The organism is Paenibacillus sp. FSL H7-0940 (genome assembly GCF_037979415.1).
Classification (GTDB): Bacteria; Bacillota; Bacilli; order Paenibacillales; family Paenibacillaceae; genus Paenibacillus; species Paenibacillus amylolyticus.
In genome coordinates this window covers 5,946,946-5,964,156 of record NZ_CP150280.1, presented here as the reverse complement: position 1 = coordinate 5,964,156, position 17,211 = coordinate 5,946,946, and the positions used below count along the sequence as shown (strand labels likewise).

The following is a 17,211-nucleotide window of genomic DNA, read 5'->3' as shown; positions in this document are numbered from 1 at the left end:
TTAATACACAACCTCCTTTGTCGTTTGCGTACTCAGCCCGTTCAGGAACGGACGATGTGCGCTCGAAAACTGGTTATTTGTATATGCGTCCCAGTTGATTGACCAGGTCATAATCCCTTTTATCCCCGCATAGCCCGCAGGCTGGAGCAAGGTATAGGAACCGCCGTATGACACACCTTTGATTAGGTAATTCAGTGCCTTTTGCAGCTCGGCTGGCGTTGTATAACCACCTCCCGCAGCCTGCTGGGAAGCCGGTACACCGATGGCAATCTGGTCCGGTCGCAAGGGGCTAAAGAAAGGGCCTGTGCTACCGCCTACATGAAAGCCTTGAAGCAACATCTCCGCCATAGCCACATGGAAATCAGCTGTTCCTTGAGCGTAAGAGCGCCCATCCAGCCCCACCATGGAACCCGTGTTATAGTGCTGCACATGAAGCAGGGTCAGGTCATTACGCAAGGCATGGATGACTGGCAGGTAAGCTCCCCAAGGGCCGCCGTAGCTCAGATATCCACCCTGTACATAGGCCGTCTCCGGCGCAGCCGTCAGGATGAAATTGGCGCCGAATTGTGACTTAACCGCTTTCACACCTTGGATGAGGTTAACAATTTTCGGTGTAGTTGGACTACGGAAATCGGTATCCCCTGCATTCAGAGACAGGGAACTTCCTTCCAGATCGATATCCAGACCATTGAAACCATACGTGGAAATGATTGATTTTAACGAATCTTCGAACTGCTGTCTCTTGGTCGCATCGGTGAGCTCAATGGTACCGTTGGCTCCCCCCATGGAAAGAAGTACTTTTTTCCCCTGGCTTTGCAGATAGGCAATATCGGATTTGAATTCGGCTACCGTTGCATTGTATGGAGTAAAAGCAAGTGTTCCGCTGCCATGTGAAATCGGTTCGGCAAAGGAGACATTAATAACGTCATAGGCTGTTGATACGTTACGAAGTCTGATATTGGTTGAACCATTGTCGAAGTTATGCCAGTAGCCAATCAGCCATTTGCCGCCGGTTGGCCCCGGATTGGATGTTCCATTGGAAGTTGTCACACTGAGGGAGGTACTCGCAGCGGATATATTGCCTGCGGCATCTTTGGCTTTTACCATAAAAGCATAAGTCGTGCTGGCTGTCAGTCCCGTGACTACAGCCGTTGTAGTTGAAGTACTTGTCACAAGAACGCCGTTCCGGTACACCTCATACCCCGCTACGCCCACATTATCCGTGGATGCATTCCAGGAAAGACTCACGGAGGTGTTCGTGATGGAGGATGAAGTCAGACCCGCTGGAACAGAAGGTGGTGCCGTATCTGGCGTCGGCGTTTCCCCTCCCGAACCTTCCCCGACGTATTTCCACAACGCGGGCACAACAGAGGGCTCCCATCCGGTCAAAGCTGTGTGTGCCTGAATACACTCATAATCTTTATTTTGATATGTTACGAGGTCTCCTTTCTTGTATGCGGTGCCTGCCTGCCACTGGGCGGCGGCATCGGCTCTCGGTGAAAACCACGAAATAAGAAGAAGAAATGCCAAAGCAAATGTAATGACCGGGCGGAATCGAACAGCTTGATTCAAGCAAAATCCCTCCTGTACTAAGGATACGTTCACCTTGCAAACAAAACTTCAATTGTCCACCTGCATCTGATCTGTGATCGATTAGAGCCAGCCCCATTCAGCCATCTGATGTTGCGTGTCACTTCACTCCCTTCCCTTACCAAAATGGACCTTCCCTCTCGTGTTCTTTTTTTGCAGACACCATCCAAATTTTACAGGGAATTTACAGATCCTCACCCTGTATTTAATCAGTAAAATGCAAAAGAGATAAGGGATAAAATAGTTCTATGGGGGGCGAAAAATGTAATATAGCGCACAAAAAAGGTTTTCTTTCAACTCCTTAGGAGACTTGAAAGAAAACCTGTGTTAGATATTGCGCAGAGAAGAGGGCGTATCTTACTGCCGCTGCTCCCCTCTCCCTTCAAAAGGCTGCCATCCATCCACGCCGGACAGAATCAGAGGTACAGTGTACTCGGCCGCTTCCTGTTCGGTCAGTATTTTGGCCCAAGGCACACGATCAGCAGCACATCCGGCACCGGGCCCGGCGCTGTTGTATTCCGCATACTGAACGGTCTGCTCTGCATCTGTCTTGTTCCAGTTGTGCCATCCCTCCCGCTTCACATGAGCGCCGATCCAGCAATTCAGAAAACAGACTTTGGCATGATGACGCCACGGTCTACCCAGATACACCGACTGCGGCGGAGCATTGCTGGTCAGATCACAGTCCAGAAACACATAGCCGTAACGCACATCCTCCGGCGTAGAGGCTGCGGTAATCCAACCGTTCACTTGTCCATCTGCAGCCTCCGCTTCAGTCAAGCGATTCTTCGTAAAGATCTCGCAGCCTTTAAACACCACCGTAGCCGAACCAAAAATAAAATCGATATCACCTTCGATGTAACAGTCCTCGAAATACTGCCGCAGTTTGCGCCGCTCGGCACCATCGCGTGGCCCACCAAAATAACTGCGATCCATGGGCTGCTCCGGCAGCGGGCCGGTGAAGATCGTATCCTGGTGACCGATCAAACGACAGCGGCGAAAGACCGCCCGGTCTCCATCCACATAAACGGCCAGGGCCTGACCAACCTGCTTGCCCGGCCCGGCAGCATTTACGAAGGAAATCCCCTCTGCCGTGAAATCATCGGCACCAATGAAAGCCGTATAGGAATGAAACGTATGATATGGCGACCCGTCCGGAAACTTCTTGAGTGCATGATCATCATACGTAATGATCGTCTGCTCCGCCCCCTCACCAATCAGGTGGATGCCCGGCTTCTCCATATGCAGCTTCTCATGATAGACACCAGCCTTCACTCGAATTGGAACGATTCCGATGCCATTCTCCGGCAGCGCATCAACTGCGGCCTGAATCGTCACATAATCCCCTGTCCCATCTGAAGCAACAGTCAGACAGGGAGCTGATGATTCCAATGCTGTATTTGGCAATCTCTGCTGCGTCATGGCAGTCGCTCCATTTCCAGTGCTGCCAGCAGAAGCGGAGCCACACCCATAAAGGAATCGCTTACAACCGCTTCGGTTACATAGTAGTTGTACGAGCCATCCCGATCCAGGCTTAGTCCTGCGCCATGACAGATCCCGTTTAACCGAACGCCGTCAGCCGTCTCCTCCACCAATCTGGAGGACAGTCCCTGCCATCCCTTCTCCGCCGCAGCTCTGAAATGCGGCTCCAGATACCTTAGTCGCACACCCTTCGCAAGTGCATATACAAACATGCTTGATCCGGAAGCTTCCAAATAGTTGCCTTTGCGGAAGCCCTGATCCAGCACCTGAAACCATAACCCGCTTTCCTGCTCCTGCACGCGTACCAAAGCATGACACATCCGTTCGAAGATGCCGATGATGGTTCCGCGCTTTGGATGATTCACGGGGAAATGCTCCACGCTGTCTACAATCGCCATGGCATACCAGCCCATCGCCCGGCTCCAGAAGTGTGGTGAGCACCCTGTCGATGAATCTGCCCAGACCTGCTCCTTCGATTCATCCCAGCCATGATAGAGCAGCCCGGTCCGCGGATCACGGGTCTGGCGTTCGATCAGCAGAATCTGATGTGCAACTTCATCCCATAACTCGGGACGATGAAATGTCTTCGCATACTCGGACAAAAAGGGAGAGGACATATACAGGCCGTCCAGCCACATCTGGAATGGATAGATTTTTTTGTGCCAGAAGCCGCCCTCCGACGTGCGGGGTTGCCCTGCGAGCTGTGCTGCCAGGAGATGAGCTGCTTCTGCGTAACGCTGATCTTCAGCACCATCCAGTAATTCAAACAGGTTTTTCCCTTGATTAATCTGATCCAGATTATATTCTTCCAAAGTATAGGTGCCAATAGAGCCATCCGGCTGGATATACAGGTCCATATGTTTTTTCATAAAATCAACATACTCTTGTTTGCCATAATACTGCCCGGTTAGTGCCATTGCCATCAAGGTCATGCCTTCCACGTACGCCCATCGTCCCGAAGGGAACGCATGATAACCGTCCCCGTCACATTGCTGGATGATCGTTGCTGCAATTCGCTCAGACCAGGATAACTGTGTCTGTACCTGCATAAGCAATTCCTCCTTGAATGTTGTACTCACCTAATACATGTATGACTAACGGCTGTTGAATTGCGAAGGTTCAGCTTAGGCTGAATGACTACCGGAACATCGACCTGTTCATCACGGATTAACGATACAATCAGCTCTGCTGCCTGCACGGCCAGTTCATCCAGAGGCGGGCCAATTGTAGTCAAGGCCACTTCCGCATATTGCATATCCGGCAGATCATCATACCCAATTAACGAGATATCGCGTGGAACACTGTAACCTGCCTCAAGTAAAGCCCGGAGTGCCCCTCGGGTGACCAAGTTGTTCAGTCCAATAAATGCTGTCGGCGAATCCGCCCCAAACGCATGATTACGTATGGCAAAATACCCGTCTTCCCAGGAGGAATACGCTGGCAGCACATGGTCTTCGTTAAAATCCAGACCCGTACGCTGCAACGCTTCCCGGTATCCCTCCAGTTTAATATTCTGGGAGTTGCCGATGAATCCGATTCGGCTGTGGCCCAGCGATTTCAGATGCTCCACTGCTTTGAACAGCCCTTCTTTGCGATCAATCTTGATGTAAGGAGAGTTCGGCGCTTCATCAGTACCCAGCACAAAACATGGCATGTTGAGTGTTGCGAACTTTTTCCAGAACATCTCCCGATTGTCCAATGCATAGTCCCACAGAATGCAGCCGTCCACACGCAGCTGGCTGAAGACATCCACGCCATCATCCGCCACAACCAGGATCATCTGATATCCCCGTTTCTTCAGCTCGGTGTGCAGACGGCCGGAGATGTTAGAGAATAACGGATTGCTTAGCTCATCCAACACAAAACCGATGATATTGCTTCTGCCCGTGGAAAGCTGCCGAGCCAGCATGTTTTTCCGATATTGATGTTTCTCTGCGACTGCAAGCACCTTCTGCTTTGTTGCCGGTTTGATTCGGGGATCATCATTCAGCGCCTTTGATACCGTGCTATAGCTCACCCCCGCCAGTTTAGCAATGTCTTTAATGGTTATCAAAATCAATCAACACCTCTCATACGCCTGAAGCCCTATTTCTTATTTCTGTGCAGATTTATAACGATCATATTGTGCCTGTCTGCCCGCAATAACCTGCTCTATATTCATCTTCTTCAACGTCTCAATATAACTGTCAAACTGGTCCAGACTGGCGTCCCCGCTAATAAACTTAAAGTTCATCTCTTCCACATATGTCGTGATGTCAGGCATCGCCATGCTTTCCACACTCGCTTCATCCGGCAGGGCATAGACAAACGGGAACGGTTCGCGCACATACGGCTCCAGTTCTTTATCCATCTTCGCATGCCAAGGGGCTACGACGGAATCAGCAGAATCGGTGGATTGGATGTTCGGCAGATTCACCGGACCAATGCCAAGCTTCTGGATGTATTCATTGTCCTTGCCTTTATCCGTAAATGTCTTTACACCGTTCTCTTCTGTATACGTGTCATCCTTGATGCCCCACGTATAATACGTCTGTGCTTCCTCACTTACGGCATAGTCCAGGAAACGGAAAGCAAGTTCGGGATTTTTACTATCACGTGTAATGCCAAAGATGCCACTCACTGGTGTACGTCCTACATAGAACTGATCCCCGTGCGGTCCTTTCAGTGGTAAAATGCCTTTGATGATTGGCTCTTCCGGATTGTAATCCTTGAACAACGGACTGTAGACCATCGACATATACCAGCTAAAATTAAACGTTGCTCCCGTCACATCCTGAGAGATGCGCGACGTGACCTGATCACTCGTGGTACTCGCATAATCCACCCCAAGCAGACCTTCCTTGTACAGTCCGTTCAGATAGGTCAAGTACTCCTTATAGGTAGGCTCATAATAGCTGAAATGTACTTTGCCCTGATCGTCTGCATAGAACTGGTTGGACAGATCAAGTCCAAATGCCGGGCCAAATGCCATGGACACAAATTTTGCTTCCATGGACAGCGGAATCTCATCGGCTTTTCCGTTGCCGTTCGGGTCGTCTGTCTTGAACTTACGCAGCATCGCCGTGAATTCATCCAGCGTGGTCGGCTCGCTTAATCCCAGCTTATCAAGCCAGCGCACATTGACCATAAATACTGGCATGTAGTTGCGGGTTAACGTCTGCTGCGGGATATAATACATTTTACCATCTGGCGCTGTTAAACTGGCTTTGACCGAAGGCGACTTTTCATATATTTTTTTGAGATTCACGCCGTACTTCTCTACCAGTTCATTAATCGGAATGAATAGACCGCTGTTAATGTACTTCATCAGCTGATCCTGATCCGGCAGGTACACGATATCGGGCAAGCCGGTACCAGCAGCTAGCCTCGGATTTACGGCATCCGCATAGTTCTGCGGCGGAATCAGATCCCAATCCACCGTCACACCGGCGTTGCTCTCAATTTTCTTAACGATGGCTGCGGTGGACAAGTCCACATTGGTCGTCCAAGCGTTGGTGCCGAGAATAGACAACTTGGCATCCGGTTGATCCGTCACCGGCCCTGCTCCGGTATAATTGAAGGCTGGCTCCGAACTGGACGGGGTGCTCCCCGCATCCGTTCCCGCCCCTGTTCCGCCGCTACATCCCGCCAGGCTGATTGCCAGTATCGCTGCGATTACACTTTTTCTTCCTGCCCCTTTAAATCTCATCCATCATTCCTCCTTGGTATGAACCATTTTGAACTCCCTTGAATGACATGACACTTAAGTAAGTAAAGCTATCCTTTCACGGCTCCGAGGGTGATCCCCTTAACGAAGTACCGTTGGATAAACGGGTAGATCGTAACAATAGGCAGAATGCTGACCACAATGGATACATAACGAACCTGAAGGGAGGAGACCGCCAGCGCACCAGATGTCATCGTACCGCCCATCTTCTGCATCACTTCCGGCGAAGCCATGATCAGCACTCTTCGCAGGAACATCTGTAAGGGCTGCATATCCTGTTTGCCCAGATATAATAGGGCCGTGAAAAAGTTGTTCCAGTGGAATACCGCATAGTACAGCGTGAGCACAGCCAGTGTTGGCTTGATGATCGGAACTGCCAGACGATACAGCATCGTCATCTCGTTGGCTCCGTCTATACTGGCACTTTCGAAAATTTCATTCGGGATGCCTTCGAACGCCGAGCGGCAGATCATGACGTTAAACGTAATCACCAGCACAGGCAGCACCATAACCCAGCGGGTATTGTACAGCCCGAGCGAGGTAATCAGCATATAGACCGGAATAAGTCCACCCGAGAAATACATGGTGAAGGCGATGAAGAAATTCAGCTTGCGACGTAAGAAAAACTGCTGTCTGGATAATGGAAACGCGGCAAGACATGTTGCCACGATGTTCAACAGTGTGCCTACCACCGTGTACCAGAGGGTGTTGTAGAACGAAACCCACAACTCCTTGTATTGCAGGACCATTTGGTAACCTGACAGGGTAAATCCAACGGGCCACAATACAACTTTTTGTTTGTCGATGGCATCCACCGAGCTGAATGAAATACTAATGACGTACAGAAAGGGATACAACGTGACAACAACCGCCAGTATAGTCATTAGGTAGACACATCCGTAGAACAAACGGTCACTTCTCGATTTTTGCATACAGGTCTCCTTTGGTCCGGGTTATAGTCTTACCAGAGTGACATCTTGGTCAGGCGGCGGGTCATGGAATTGGCAGCAAACACAAGGACAAAGGTGATAATGGAGTTGAACAGGCCAACCGCTGTGGCGAAGCCGTAGTTCTGTCCCTCAATCCCCATCCGGTATACATAGGTGGACAAGACATCAGCCGTTTCGTAGGTGGCTCCGTTGTAGAGCAGATATACCTTCTCGAAACCTACACTCATAATGCCGCCAAGCGACAGAAGCAGAAGAATGACGATGGTTGGTTTGATACTGGGAAGGGTCAGGTGCCATAGCTCCTGGAATTTGTTGACGCCGTCGATTTTGCCGGAATCATACATCTCGGGGTCGATCCCCATAATGGCTGCAATGTAGATGATGGAGCTGAAGCCAAAGCTCTGCCAGATGTCGGAACTCGTGAAGATGGTGCGGAACCAGCTGGCATCCATCATGAAGTTCACTTTTTCCATGCCAAGACTCGCGATGAGGGTGTTCACGATACCGTCTGTTGGTGACAGGAAGTTAATAATCATGCCGGCTACAACAACAGTGGAGATGAAGTGAGGAAGGTACGTAACCGTCTGAGCAAATCGCTTGAATGTCCGGTTCTTGATCTCCACGATGCAGACAGCGAATAAAATCGGAATGGAGAAACCAAACAGAAGTGGCAGGAAGGCGAGCAAAAATGTGTTACGCAGCAGTCGCCAGAAGTAAATGGAATTCACAAACTGTTCGAACCAGCGCAGTCCCACCCACTCCCCGCTGAGCATACCCTGCCCCGGCAAGAAATTACGAAATGCCAATAACACGCCAGGCATCGGAAGGTACATGAAGATGAGGTAATACAGAAAGATAGGCGAAAACATCAGTAGCAAATATTTATCCCGTCTGATCAGGCTGAACAGCGTGGACATGCGTTTTTTCAACGTGAAACACTCCCCTTCGCTACATAATTACAACGTTTGAATTTTTGAATAAAAAGGAACCGTCATTTCACTGACGTATTTGTTATTTATCTCATTCACATTTTGTATTAACCTATACTAATCTGCATAAAACGAGATATTTGCTTGGAATAGTCCTCCTCGCACCGTATTTCTGTCTTTTCAATACTTGCCATAACCATAATTACAACGTTGTAATTTTAATCTAAATGTATACGCTTACATAAACTTTTTCCCATCTTAGCAAAGTCTTCAATGTTTGGCAACAACAAAAATCAGTGACATGCTGTAACGTACTAAATACAGTCTCGCATACGCGAGACTGCCCGTTAAAATCTACACATGATTCCGATATTCCATCGGTGTCATAACATACACTCGCTGAAAGGCTCTGTAAAACTGACTGACGCTGGAAAATCCCAGTTCATAACTGATTGTGGTTACTGAATCCGTTGTATGGCGAAGCCTCTTGGACGCTTCTTCTACGCGCAAATTCAGCAGATATTGATACGGTGTTGTTCCCGTAAGAGCCTTGAAAGAACGCATAAAATGATATCGGCTCTGATGTGCAACCATCGCCATCGAATCAATATCCATTGGGCCTGTATAGGCACTGTGAATGTAATCCAGCACTCGTTGGAGATGAGGATCAATGAATGTACCGGGATTTACAGTCCTTTTTCCATTTTCCTGCCCCGTCAACATACGTCTTAGATACGTCTCGATCGCCATTTCTGTTTCCTGCACTTGCAGCATTTCGGGCACATCATCTAACAAAATGGAATTCCAGCCTCGAAACAGACTGCTGATCTCAGCAGGATCAAATGTCTGGGTAGGTCGAAACTCAGCTCGCCCCCCACTTAACTCCGCACCTTCGAAACTGCCTAATGGCGGTTTACGGAACTTGATCACAATGACAGCCGAATCCAACCCTATCTCAAAATAATGCTCAGTCTGGGGATGAGCAATAATCCCTATGCCTGCTCTTAGCGGGTATGCATGCCGTTCCTGTACCAGATGACATTGACCCCTGACCGGCAGCGTTAGCTGATACCAGTCGTCGTGTACATGCGGCTCATTCGCAAACCCTCCGGTAGCTTTCCATAATTCCAACCCATTTAGCGTCATGTTTAATTCCATCGTTTGCTCACCTGCAGACATTATAGCAAATCGTGCTCACTTTCCAAGCACTTTTCACAAAGACATGATCTGCCCCCATCTTTTATCATTGAAAAAAATAATTCGAGGTGATCTCCCATGGCTCAGGCCACTTTAAGCAAAATGCAAATCAACTCCTCCGCCAATTGGGCACTTGCCGGAGTCAGCTTCGCCCATTTGCTGAATGATGCGATGCAGACAGTTGTTCCGTCTGCATTCCCACTATTCCAGCAGACCATGCAACTCAGTTTCGCCCAGATGGGCTGGATTGCCTTCACCCTGAATATTACCGCATCCGTCCTTCAGCCACTGGTCGGTTATATGTCAGACCGCAAGCCCATGCCGATCCTGCTTCCCGGAGGTATGTTATTCTCCCTGATCGGTGTTCTCGGCTTAGCCTTGTCATCCGAGTTATGGATGTTGCTTGTTGCGGCAGCATTGATTGGCATAGGCTCGTCCATCCTCCACCCCGAATCCTCACGCGTGGCTCATATGGCAGCCGGCCGTGGACGCGGAATGGCGCAGTCAATCTTCCAGGTGGGAGGCAACACAGGGCAGGCCATTGCTCCATTACTGGTCGCCTTCATCCTGCTGCCACATGGGCAGGATAGTTTTCTATGGCTGATGGGCTTTGCCCTGATCGGCATCTTCATTCAGTCTATGGTCAGTCGTTGGTACAGAGACAAGCTTGCCGAGACTCGCATTCGTCAGCAACTCCCTCTAAAATCAAGCGGCGCAGGGCCAGCAGCTCGGCCTGTGAGCAGGGGATTCATCGCTTTTACAATGGGAATTCTCATCCTGCTGTTATTCTCCAAATTCGTATATATTGCAGGCATGACCGGATACTACGCCTTCTATTATGCCGATGCATATGACTTGCCGCTCTCCCAGGCACAGATCTGTCTGTTTATATTGCAATTTGCAGGCATGGTCGGAACCTTGCTCGGTGGCCCACTCGCTGATCGCTATGGACGTAAACCGATGATCTGGTTCTCCATAGCAGGCACTGCACCGTTTTCCCTACTACTACCTTATGCGGGGCCCGTCCTGTCGATGGTGTTGTGCGGAATGATTGGACTAATCCTGATGTCCGGCTTCAGCGTCATCATTGTTTATGCACAGGAATTGCTTCCTCGTCATATTGGAACGGTATCCGGATTGTTTTTTGGCCTGTCGTTCGGAATGGCTGGACTTGGCTCGGTTGTGTTAGGTTCCTTAATTGACGTAACCAGCATTGCGTTTGTTATCAAGTTATGTTCGTTTTTGCCACTGCTTGGTGTGTGTGCTGTATTTCTGCGCAAGGACCAACCAAGAACAGCGTGATAACCGTTGAAACCTCACTGATTTTGTGACTACAATACATCTAGGACACTCGAGGATAACAGGAGGGAGGAATAACGCATGATTATTGATGTACAGCATGTCACTTGGAAAAGGGGACCACTTACCCTGCTGAACGATGTGAGCTGGCAGGTGAATGACGGTGAACACTGGGCGTTGCTTGGCCTGAATGGCTCCGGAAAAACAACACTCCTGAACATGATCACCGGATATCTCTGGCCGACCGAAGGCAAGATATCCGTGTTAGGCCATGAATATGGTGATGTGGATCTGAGACAGCTTCGCAAATCCATTGGCTGGGTCAGTTCATCTCTGCAAGAGAAATTGCATGGCACAGATCGCACGCAGTATGTCGTGATCAGCGGCAAACACGCCACCATTGGCCTGTATGACAAGCTGTCAGATGATGATCTGGATCAGGCACAGGAATTGATGCAAACGCTGGGCTGTCAGCACCTGTGGGATCGCGAATATCGCACCTGTTCTCAAGGGGAGAAACAGAAACTTCTCATTGCCCGAGCACTCATGGCCAATCCACGCGTACTCATTCTGGACGAGCCTTGCAATGGACTGGATCTGTTCTCAAGAGAGCGATTGCTGGATAGCATCCGTGAATTGTCCCAGCGACCGGATACCCCGTCACTCATCTATGTCACCCATCATACCGAGGAAATATTGCCTGTCTTTAGTCACAGCCTCCTGCTTCGCCGGGGTGAAATAGTCCATAGCGGATTAACTAACAATCTGATGAACACCGAAGTGCTGAGTAACTTCTTCGAGGCACCTGTGGAAGTTGATCGGCACGGAGAACGTGTCTATGTCAGAGCAGCGGCGGATTCATAATTGCGGGGTTATACACAGCAAACGTAACATAGGTGAAGAAACTTAACAGTAAAAGCCCAATATCTTATCCACATGTGGATAGATTTCGGGCTTTTTACTCCTATATCTAGTGTTATCCACCGTTTTCTGTGTAGAACTTTCTAATTTATGAGTATAACTTTACGGTTTCATCTATTTATCTATACGTTTACCAATATCCTATTTCCGCACACCTAGAAACAGAAATAGTGGAATGCGTTGCCTGCGCAGATAGGTTTCCTCGTTTACAAAATAGGCACGTTGTGGTGCCGACTCGCGTAAATGCTCTACACGGAACCCTGCACGCTGCAATGCCATAAAGTATGATTCAATGGAACGATGCATCTTTTTCACACAACCGCCCAGCCACTGCTGCTCCCGATATCCTTCTACAAAATACTGATCAACCACCCAATCCGTTCGAGTCCCGGAGGGTTGCAGTGTGGACGTGATCACAGGATGTTCTACAGAGAATACAAATGTCCCGTTCTCTTTCAAAGTATTGTATATGTTGCGGAACAGGCTCTCCACATCTTCAATATAGTGAACAGCCAGTCTTGATATAACCAGATCGTATGCTCCGGCCGGGTAGGTCCAGTCTTCCATGAACGCTTGCTCAATCCGGGCATTTAATCCTTTTACCGATTCGTTAGCTGCCTGAATCATATTCACAGAACCCTCAATCCCCGTATACGTCGCACCTTCGCGCTCCCTACTCAGCAATTCTGCGGCGAACCTTGCATCTCCACAACCAAGGTCCAGTATGTTCTTGCCGGCAACATCTCCAATCAACTCCAGCATCACCGGCTTCTCCAACGTATCATTGGCATTCTCCTGCCACTGGCGACGTTCCATGTACTTCTCAAAGTTCGCCTCATCATCGTAAAAGTCCGATCCTCTGTCCTTCATTCCGCGACCCTCCATTTTGGATAAGCATGCTTCCTATATACAGCCTGTAAGAGTATACAGAATATGGATGTGTCTGGCTATAACAAAAAAGGCTGTTGTCTGGAGTTATCCAGCAAACAGCCTTTCTGCCTTACACTTATAAAATTTCGCCGCTTAGCCAAAACGTTCTGTTTTGTACCATTTGCTTTCGCGTTTCCGAATCTTGTCCATAATCAAGGAGTAGAATGCCTTGATCGAGATCAGGATGAACAGCTGTGCATACGTGAAATAGGACACGCAGGCATAGATGAAATTACGAGTATTGCTCTGTCCAATATCTGCGGCAAGTGCCAGATTGATCTGTAACACGTAAATAAAGTACATGAGAGCCCAACCAATGACCAGGAACACATACGCATCGCCGGCAAACTGGAACGGTGAACTTACCTCTGGTTTAAATATGGCAATGACCTGATAGACCAGATTCACGAGAAATATAATATCCGATACAATGATCGCAAGCATAAACCAGAAATAACTGACGGCATAATAGATGACCAGCAACTTATTACGCCAACTGGAACGGTTAAACAGGTTATGGATATTATCCAGTACCACCTGGTAGTTCCCCTTGGCCCAGCGTTCGCGCTGCTTCATGTATACACTAAGCTGTTCCGGCTCCTGCTGATAGGCTTCCGCTTGCGGCGCAAGTGCCACAAACTGTCCGCGATTCAAAATCTCGAATGATAGTGCCGTATCTTCTGTAATGGCTGTCACATCCCAGCCGCCAATCTCCCGGATCAACTCGGTTTTGATAATGTAATTCGTCCCCGGGATGGAACCAAGCTGGAACAATTCCCACAGACCCGTGTGATACACACGTTGCGAAGTAATGATCTCCAGATTGATGCATTTGGAGAGGAAATTCTGACCTCTGTTGCGTGCTTTGTTTCTGCCAAAAACCACGCCATATTGTTCAGGATTCTCAAGCGATTTTTGGGTCAAAAACATTAATGAATTCCGTTCAGGTGCGGCATCTGCATCGAAGATACAGATCCAATCACCTGTGGCTATGTCCAGTCCGTCATTTAATGCCCCGGACTTGCCACCTGTTCCTTTACGCTCCATTACTGTTACATTGCGATGCATATAACTGGTCTGACTGAGGAATGATCTCAGCTTCTCTGCGGTATCATCTGTACAGTTATCCGCGATCACGATGACCTGAACTTTATCCTCCGGATAATTCAGGCACAGAATATGCTCTACTGTCGCAACAATGACCAGACCCTCGTTATGCGCAGGTACCATGACCGTGACTGTTGGATAATGATCCATATCTTCAGGGATCTGAATGCCTTTTTTGTCCTGTTTATTAATAAAACGAATCGCACCTGCCATAATAACAATCGACTCGAATACGGCAATCCAGATGCTGAATATCGATAACAGCAGAATAAAATCAGTCAATTAATTTCCTCCGATCGTACTTGCGATTGACTTTTGACCGAAAACGAAGGGTAGCAATCGTTAGTAAAACGGTACAAACGGCAAACATACAACTGACAGCGATACAGACAGGGATGAACCAGGACATATAATCCACAGCAAATCTCTCCTTCCTGTCGTTAGATATATTCACCAATGAGATCCGTCTCTGTGTTCCGTTCCAGCGCCGCAATAACTGCATCGATATCCTTATACTTACTGAATTGTTCCTTGTGGAATACCAGCGCACCAGTTCGAATAACCGTCTGCAATTCATTTCCCCTTTTATCGATGATCTGCAGATCCATCATGGCTTTTTTGATCCGTTGTTTCAGAATGGGCATGTACTCCGCATTGGTCATCGGGCAGATAATGACAAACCTTCCCCGATCCACAAAAAATTTATAATCCTCAAACCGAATCTGCTTCTGTATGGTAGTGGATAGTTCAATAAGGAACTGTGCATAACGCACGGAACCGAGTGATTCCAATACCAAAGGCAAAAACTCGATCTTGAACATCGCCATGCTGAATCCATATTGCTCCGAATAACGTCTGGCCAGATTACTTTGCTTAACAAGTGTGTCCGCAAGAGCACCCTTATTACCCAGGGAGGTGTCCAGATCAATCTCTGGATTACGCCCCTTAAGCTCCTGCAGACGCTCTATGACACGCGCTCTACGCACAAGATTTGCCTTGATAAAGGCTGCCACAACCGCATTAGCCGGAATGAGCAACCACCATGAGAACGTAAGCACATTAACATCCGCGTAAGTAACAAGCCATACAAAATAAGCGACCAGATATATAAATCCGAGGACGACAGACACTCCGACAGGTATCACAAAACCCAGAATCAGCGCTCCAAGCGACACGATGCTAAACACAAAATCCTGTGTGGTATAGCTCTGATTCATATAAATTTTAAGATAGACAGCGAGCTGCTGAATCACGGCTAATCCGATCAAACTGGCATATCCCCATGCAATACGACGGATGGGTGCTTTATTCCTCATCATAGGTTTATTCTCTCCAGTAGATTATTTCTTAAATGAATTTTGTAATGCAGTCTCTCCAAGCAGAGGAAAAAGATTATCAAACAGATGTGTGTTACCGTCAAATACATATCCACCTGGATAACGAGAGTCCTGACCACGCAACGTAGTCATATGGTTATACAACTGTTTGGCCCATTTTGGATCACCTGAACGAACAGCGAGTAAAATGGCGAGGCCATATACCGAGGAAGATTCATAAGATACCGCAGGTGTGCGTGATTCTCGCTTATACTGTCCGGGCAGCTGATGCTGGGTGTTGAACTCTTTTTTCAAAAAAGAAATGAGCTTGTCCGGTTTGCGGTTGGTCACCGTTAGATGATTCGCCACGATCAACTGGTCAATCAGATTCACCGTATCATCATACGTATATTTTTTACGGACTACATCGAAGGTCTTCGGATAGAACAATCCATCGTCAGGCATCTTCTTCAGCAAAGCTTCGTACTTGGCATAAGTTCCCGGTTCCACCATCTGATGTTTTTCCATCAATTGAAGAGACGGGAGATCAACATAAACCAGGCTTAATGTATCTGTGGAGTGACCACTCGCAAAATCGTGAAAATCAACATAATATCCTTTATTCTGAACCGATTGCGAAAGTGTACGGGATATTTCCGAAGCTGTTTCCAGTTTGGCTTCTCTTCCTTGTTTCCATTGATCTGCTGCCTTTAATAACGCACCAACAATTCGAAAATCATCGCCAAGCGCGTTGGTTGTCACTTGAGATTCACCTTTGGCATCCAGCTTCCAGGCAATATATTTTTGCGGCATGAGGAAATAGGTGGTCAACAGTTCATAGCTTTCCTCGAATAACGCCTGATCATTCTTGGCTACAGCATATTGCATCCAAAGACCAAGTGATTCAGATAAAGCCTCTCTGCCTGCTACGATGTCCGCTCTCTCTGAGGTAGCATCTTGCAAATAGGTCGCAATTGTACCATTAGGATTAGTCATATGATCTTGAACAAAGGATACCGTAGGAGATGATTCATTCATCACAAACTGCTCCTTCACAAAAATAGTTAACGCTGCCGTGATACTGACTGCCAATATGATCCACCACGTTAGCCTTTTCCGGTTTACCCGTCTCATGACTCCCTCCTGTACTGATGCTTCTCTGGCATAATGGCTCTTCTCCTTTGGATAGGTTCGGCTAGAGTCTGGGATGCAGGGGTCAAGGATCGTTCCTCTGTTCATTCCGAAATATCCATGTAGGGTCGCCGTCCACCCTTTTTGACAAATTTCCAGTCCACCTCGATATTATGTCGCATTCGGCGGAGAAGCATGACCGCGGTCTCGATCTCTTCCTCCGTCAGACCATCCAGAGTCACCTGATCCGAATGCACGCCCTCTTTACGAATGAATTCCCATGCTTCAAGCCCAGCTTTGGTGGGATACAACACCTTATTCTTTTTATTACCCATTGCTGGCTGTTTAATAATGAACCCATCGGATTCGAGTTTGCTAATAGCTCTGGCCGCCGTCGTGCGATCCACTTTGATCAGTTCAGCAAGCTGATTCGGAATAATGCCCGGATTCTCACAGATTCGATACAGATATAGATATTGTCCACGGGACAGGTTCAGATGCTGAAACTCGACATTACTGATTGAATCCAGACAGCGGGCAATCATACCAATTTCACGCAGCACTTCTTTTTTCTCAGTCAACACACTCACGCCCCTATAAAATTGTTGCATTCGCAACATAATTGATGGTATAACTACAGTTGAATTGGTTTC

At 48.1% G+C, this 17,211-nt stretch carries 15 protein-coding genes; 2 read left to right on the top strand and 13 right to left on the bottom strand.

Annotation, left to right across the window (positions count from 1 at the left end; all coding sequences use genetic code 11):
- The 8 genes from MHB71_RS26320 to MHB71_RS26285 form a co-directional block, all read right to left on the bottom strand.
- Complete coding sequence (locus MHB71_RS26320; protein ID WP_340030226.1) at positions 1-1,512, bottom strand: glycosyl hydrolase family 18 protein; 1,512 nt, start codon at positions 1,510-1,512, stop codon at positions 1-3.
- Positions 1,513-1,947: 435 nt separating this feature from the next.
- Positions 1,948-3,012: a pectinesterase family protein gene (locus MHB71_RS26315; protein ID WP_340028090.1), complete on the bottom strand. Its 1,065-nt coding sequence runs from the start codon at positions 3,010-3,012 to the stop codon at positions 1,948-1,950.
- Positions 3,009-4,121, bottom strand: coding sequence for a glycoside hydrolase family 88 protein (locus MHB71_RS26310; protein ID WP_340028089.1), 1,113 nt, complete (start codon positions 4,119-4,121; stop codon positions 3,009-3,011). The genes MHB71_RS26315 and MHB71_RS26310 overlap by 4 nt, the downstream gene beginning before the upstream one ends.
- A gap of 26 nt (positions 4,122-4,147) precedes the next feature.
- Positions 4,148-5,125 carry a LacI family DNA-binding transcriptional regulator gene (locus MHB71_RS26305; RefSeq protein WP_340028088.1) on the bottom strand — a complete coding sequence of 326 codons (978 nt, stop codon included), beginning with the start codon at positions 5,123-5,125 and terminating at the stop codon, positions 4,148-4,150.
- Between the two features lie 39 nt (positions 5,126-5,164).
- Positions 5,165-6,760 carry an extracellular solute-binding protein gene (locus MHB71_RS26300; protein ID WP_340028087.1) on the bottom strand — a complete coding sequence of 532 codons (1,596 nt, stop codon included), beginning with the start codon at positions 6,758-6,760 and terminating at the stop codon, positions 5,165-5,167.
- A gap of 68 nt (positions 6,761-6,828) precedes the next feature.
- The gene (locus tag MHB71_RS26295) at positions 6,829-7,710 is read right to left on the bottom strand and encodes a carbohydrate ABC transporter permease (protein WP_340028086.1); all 882 of its coding nucleotides are present in this window, start codon (positions 7,708-7,710) and stop codon (positions 6,829-6,831) included.
- Between the two features lie 29 nt (positions 7,711-7,739).
- Complete coding sequence (locus MHB71_RS26290; RefSeq protein ID WP_036612224.1) at positions 7,740-8,657, bottom strand: ABC transporter permease subunit; 918 nt, start codon at positions 8,655-8,657, stop codon at positions 7,740-7,742.
- 354 nt (positions 8,658-9,011) lie between these two features.
- Positions 9,012-9,815: an AraC family transcriptional regulator gene (locus tag MHB71_RS26285; RefSeq protein ID WP_340028085.1), complete on the bottom strand. Its 804-nt coding sequence runs from the start codon at positions 9,813-9,815 to the stop codon at positions 9,012-9,014.
- Between the two features lie 117 nt (positions 9,816-9,932).
- Between MHB71_RS26285 and MHB71_RS26280 the strand changes: the two genes are divergently transcribed.
- Together MHB71_RS26280 and MHB71_RS26275 are read left to right on the top strand one after the other, a co-directional pair.
- Positions 9,933-11,156 (top strand): MFS transporter, encoded by a 1,224-nt coding sequence (locus MHB71_RS26280; protein WP_340028084.1) that lies wholly within the window; start codon positions 9,933-9,935, stop codon positions 11,154-11,156.
- 78 nt (positions 11,157-11,234) lie between these two features.
- Positions 11,235-12,017 carry an ABC transporter ATP-binding protein gene (locus MHB71_RS26275; protein WP_074092755.1) on the top strand — a complete coding sequence of 261 codons (783 nt, stop codon included), beginning with the start codon at positions 11,235-11,237 and terminating at the stop codon, positions 12,015-12,017.
- A gap of 198 nt (positions 12,018-12,215) precedes the next feature.
- Here the strand turns inward: MHB71_RS26275 and MHB71_RS26270 are convergent, their stop codons facing one another.
- From MHB71_RS26270 to MHB71_RS26250, 5 genes are all read right to left on the bottom strand, one after another.
- Positions 12,216-12,944, bottom strand: coding sequence for a class I SAM-dependent methyltransferase (locus MHB71_RS26270; protein ID WP_340028083.1), 729 nt, complete (start codon positions 12,942-12,944; stop codon positions 12,216-12,218).
- 153 nt (positions 12,945-13,097) lie between these two features.
- A complete protein-coding gene (locus MHB71_RS26265; protein ID WP_340028082.1) occupies positions 13,098-14,393 on the bottom strand; it encodes a glycosyltransferase in 1,296 nt (431 codons plus the stop codon).
- Positions 14,394-14,551: 158 nt separating this feature from the next.
- On the bottom strand, positions 14,552-15,427 hold the full coding sequence (locus MHB71_RS26260; RefSeq protein WP_127550375.1) for a diguanylate cyclase: 876 nt from the start codon (positions 15,425-15,427) through the stop codon (positions 14,552-14,554).
- Between the two features lie 24 nt (positions 15,428-15,451).
- The gene (locus MHB71_RS26255; protein ID WP_340028081.1) at positions 15,452-16,561 is read right to left on the bottom strand and encodes a glycosyl hydrolase family 8; all 1,110 of its coding nucleotides are present in this window, start codon (positions 16,559-16,561) and stop codon (positions 15,452-15,454) included.
- Positions 16,562-16,662: 101 nt separating this feature from the next.
- Positions 16,663-17,169: a MarR family transcriptional regulator gene (locus MHB71_RS26250; RefSeq protein WP_076252229.1), complete on the bottom strand. Its 507-nt coding sequence runs from the start codon at positions 17,167-17,169 to the stop codon at positions 16,663-16,665.
- Between the last annotated feature and the right edge of the window lie 42 nt (positions 17,170-17,211).

What these genes read in the sequence shown, in the direction of transcription:
- MHB71_RS26315 (WP_340028090.1), bottom strand. Translation starts at nt 3,012, where the DNA reads ATGACGCAGCAGAGATTGCCAAATACAGCATTGGAATCATCAGCTCCC.
- MHB71_RS26310 (WP_340028089.1), bottom strand. Translation starts at nt 4,121, where the DNA reads ATGCAGGTACAGACACAGTTATCCTGGTCTGAGCGAATTGCAGCAACG.
- MHB71_RS26300 (WP_340028087.1), bottom strand. Translation starts at nt 6,760, where the DNA reads ATGAGATTTAAAGGGGCAGGAAGAAAAAGTGTAATCGCAGCGATACTG.
- MHB71_RS26295 (WP_340028086.1), bottom strand. Translation starts at nt 7,710, where the DNA reads ATGCAAAAATCGAGAAGTGACCGTTTGTTCTACGGATGTGTCTACCTA.
- MHB71_RS26285 (WP_340028085.1), bottom strand. Translation starts at nt 9,815, where the DNA reads ATGGAATTAAACATGACGCTAAATGGGTTGGAATTATGGAAAGCTACC.
- MHB71_RS26280 (WP_340028084.1), top strand. Translation starts at nt 9,933, where the DNA reads ATGGCTCAGGCCACTTTAAGCAAAATGCAAATCAACTCCTCCGCCAAT.
- MHB71_RS26275 (WP_074092755.1), top strand. Translation starts at nt 11,235, where the DNA reads ATGATTATTGATGTACAGCATGTCACTTGGAAAAGGGGACCACTTACC.
- MHB71_RS26270 (WP_340028083.1), bottom strand. Translation starts at nt 12,944, where the DNA reads ATGAAGGACAGAGGATCGGACTTTTACGATGATGAGGCGAACTTTGAG.
- MHB71_RS26260 (WP_127550375.1), bottom strand. Translation starts at nt 15,427, where the DNA reads ATGAGGAATAAAGCACCCATCCGTCGTATTGCATGGGGATATGCCAGT.
- MHB71_RS26255 (WP_340028081.1), bottom strand. Translation starts at nt 16,561, where the DNA reads ATGAGACGGGTAAACCGGAAAAGGCTAACGTGGTGGATCATATTGGCA.
- MHB71_RS26250 (WP_076252229.1), bottom strand. Translation starts at nt 17,169, where the DNA reads ATGCAACAATTTTATAGGGGCGTGAGTGTGTTGACTGAGAAAAAAGAA.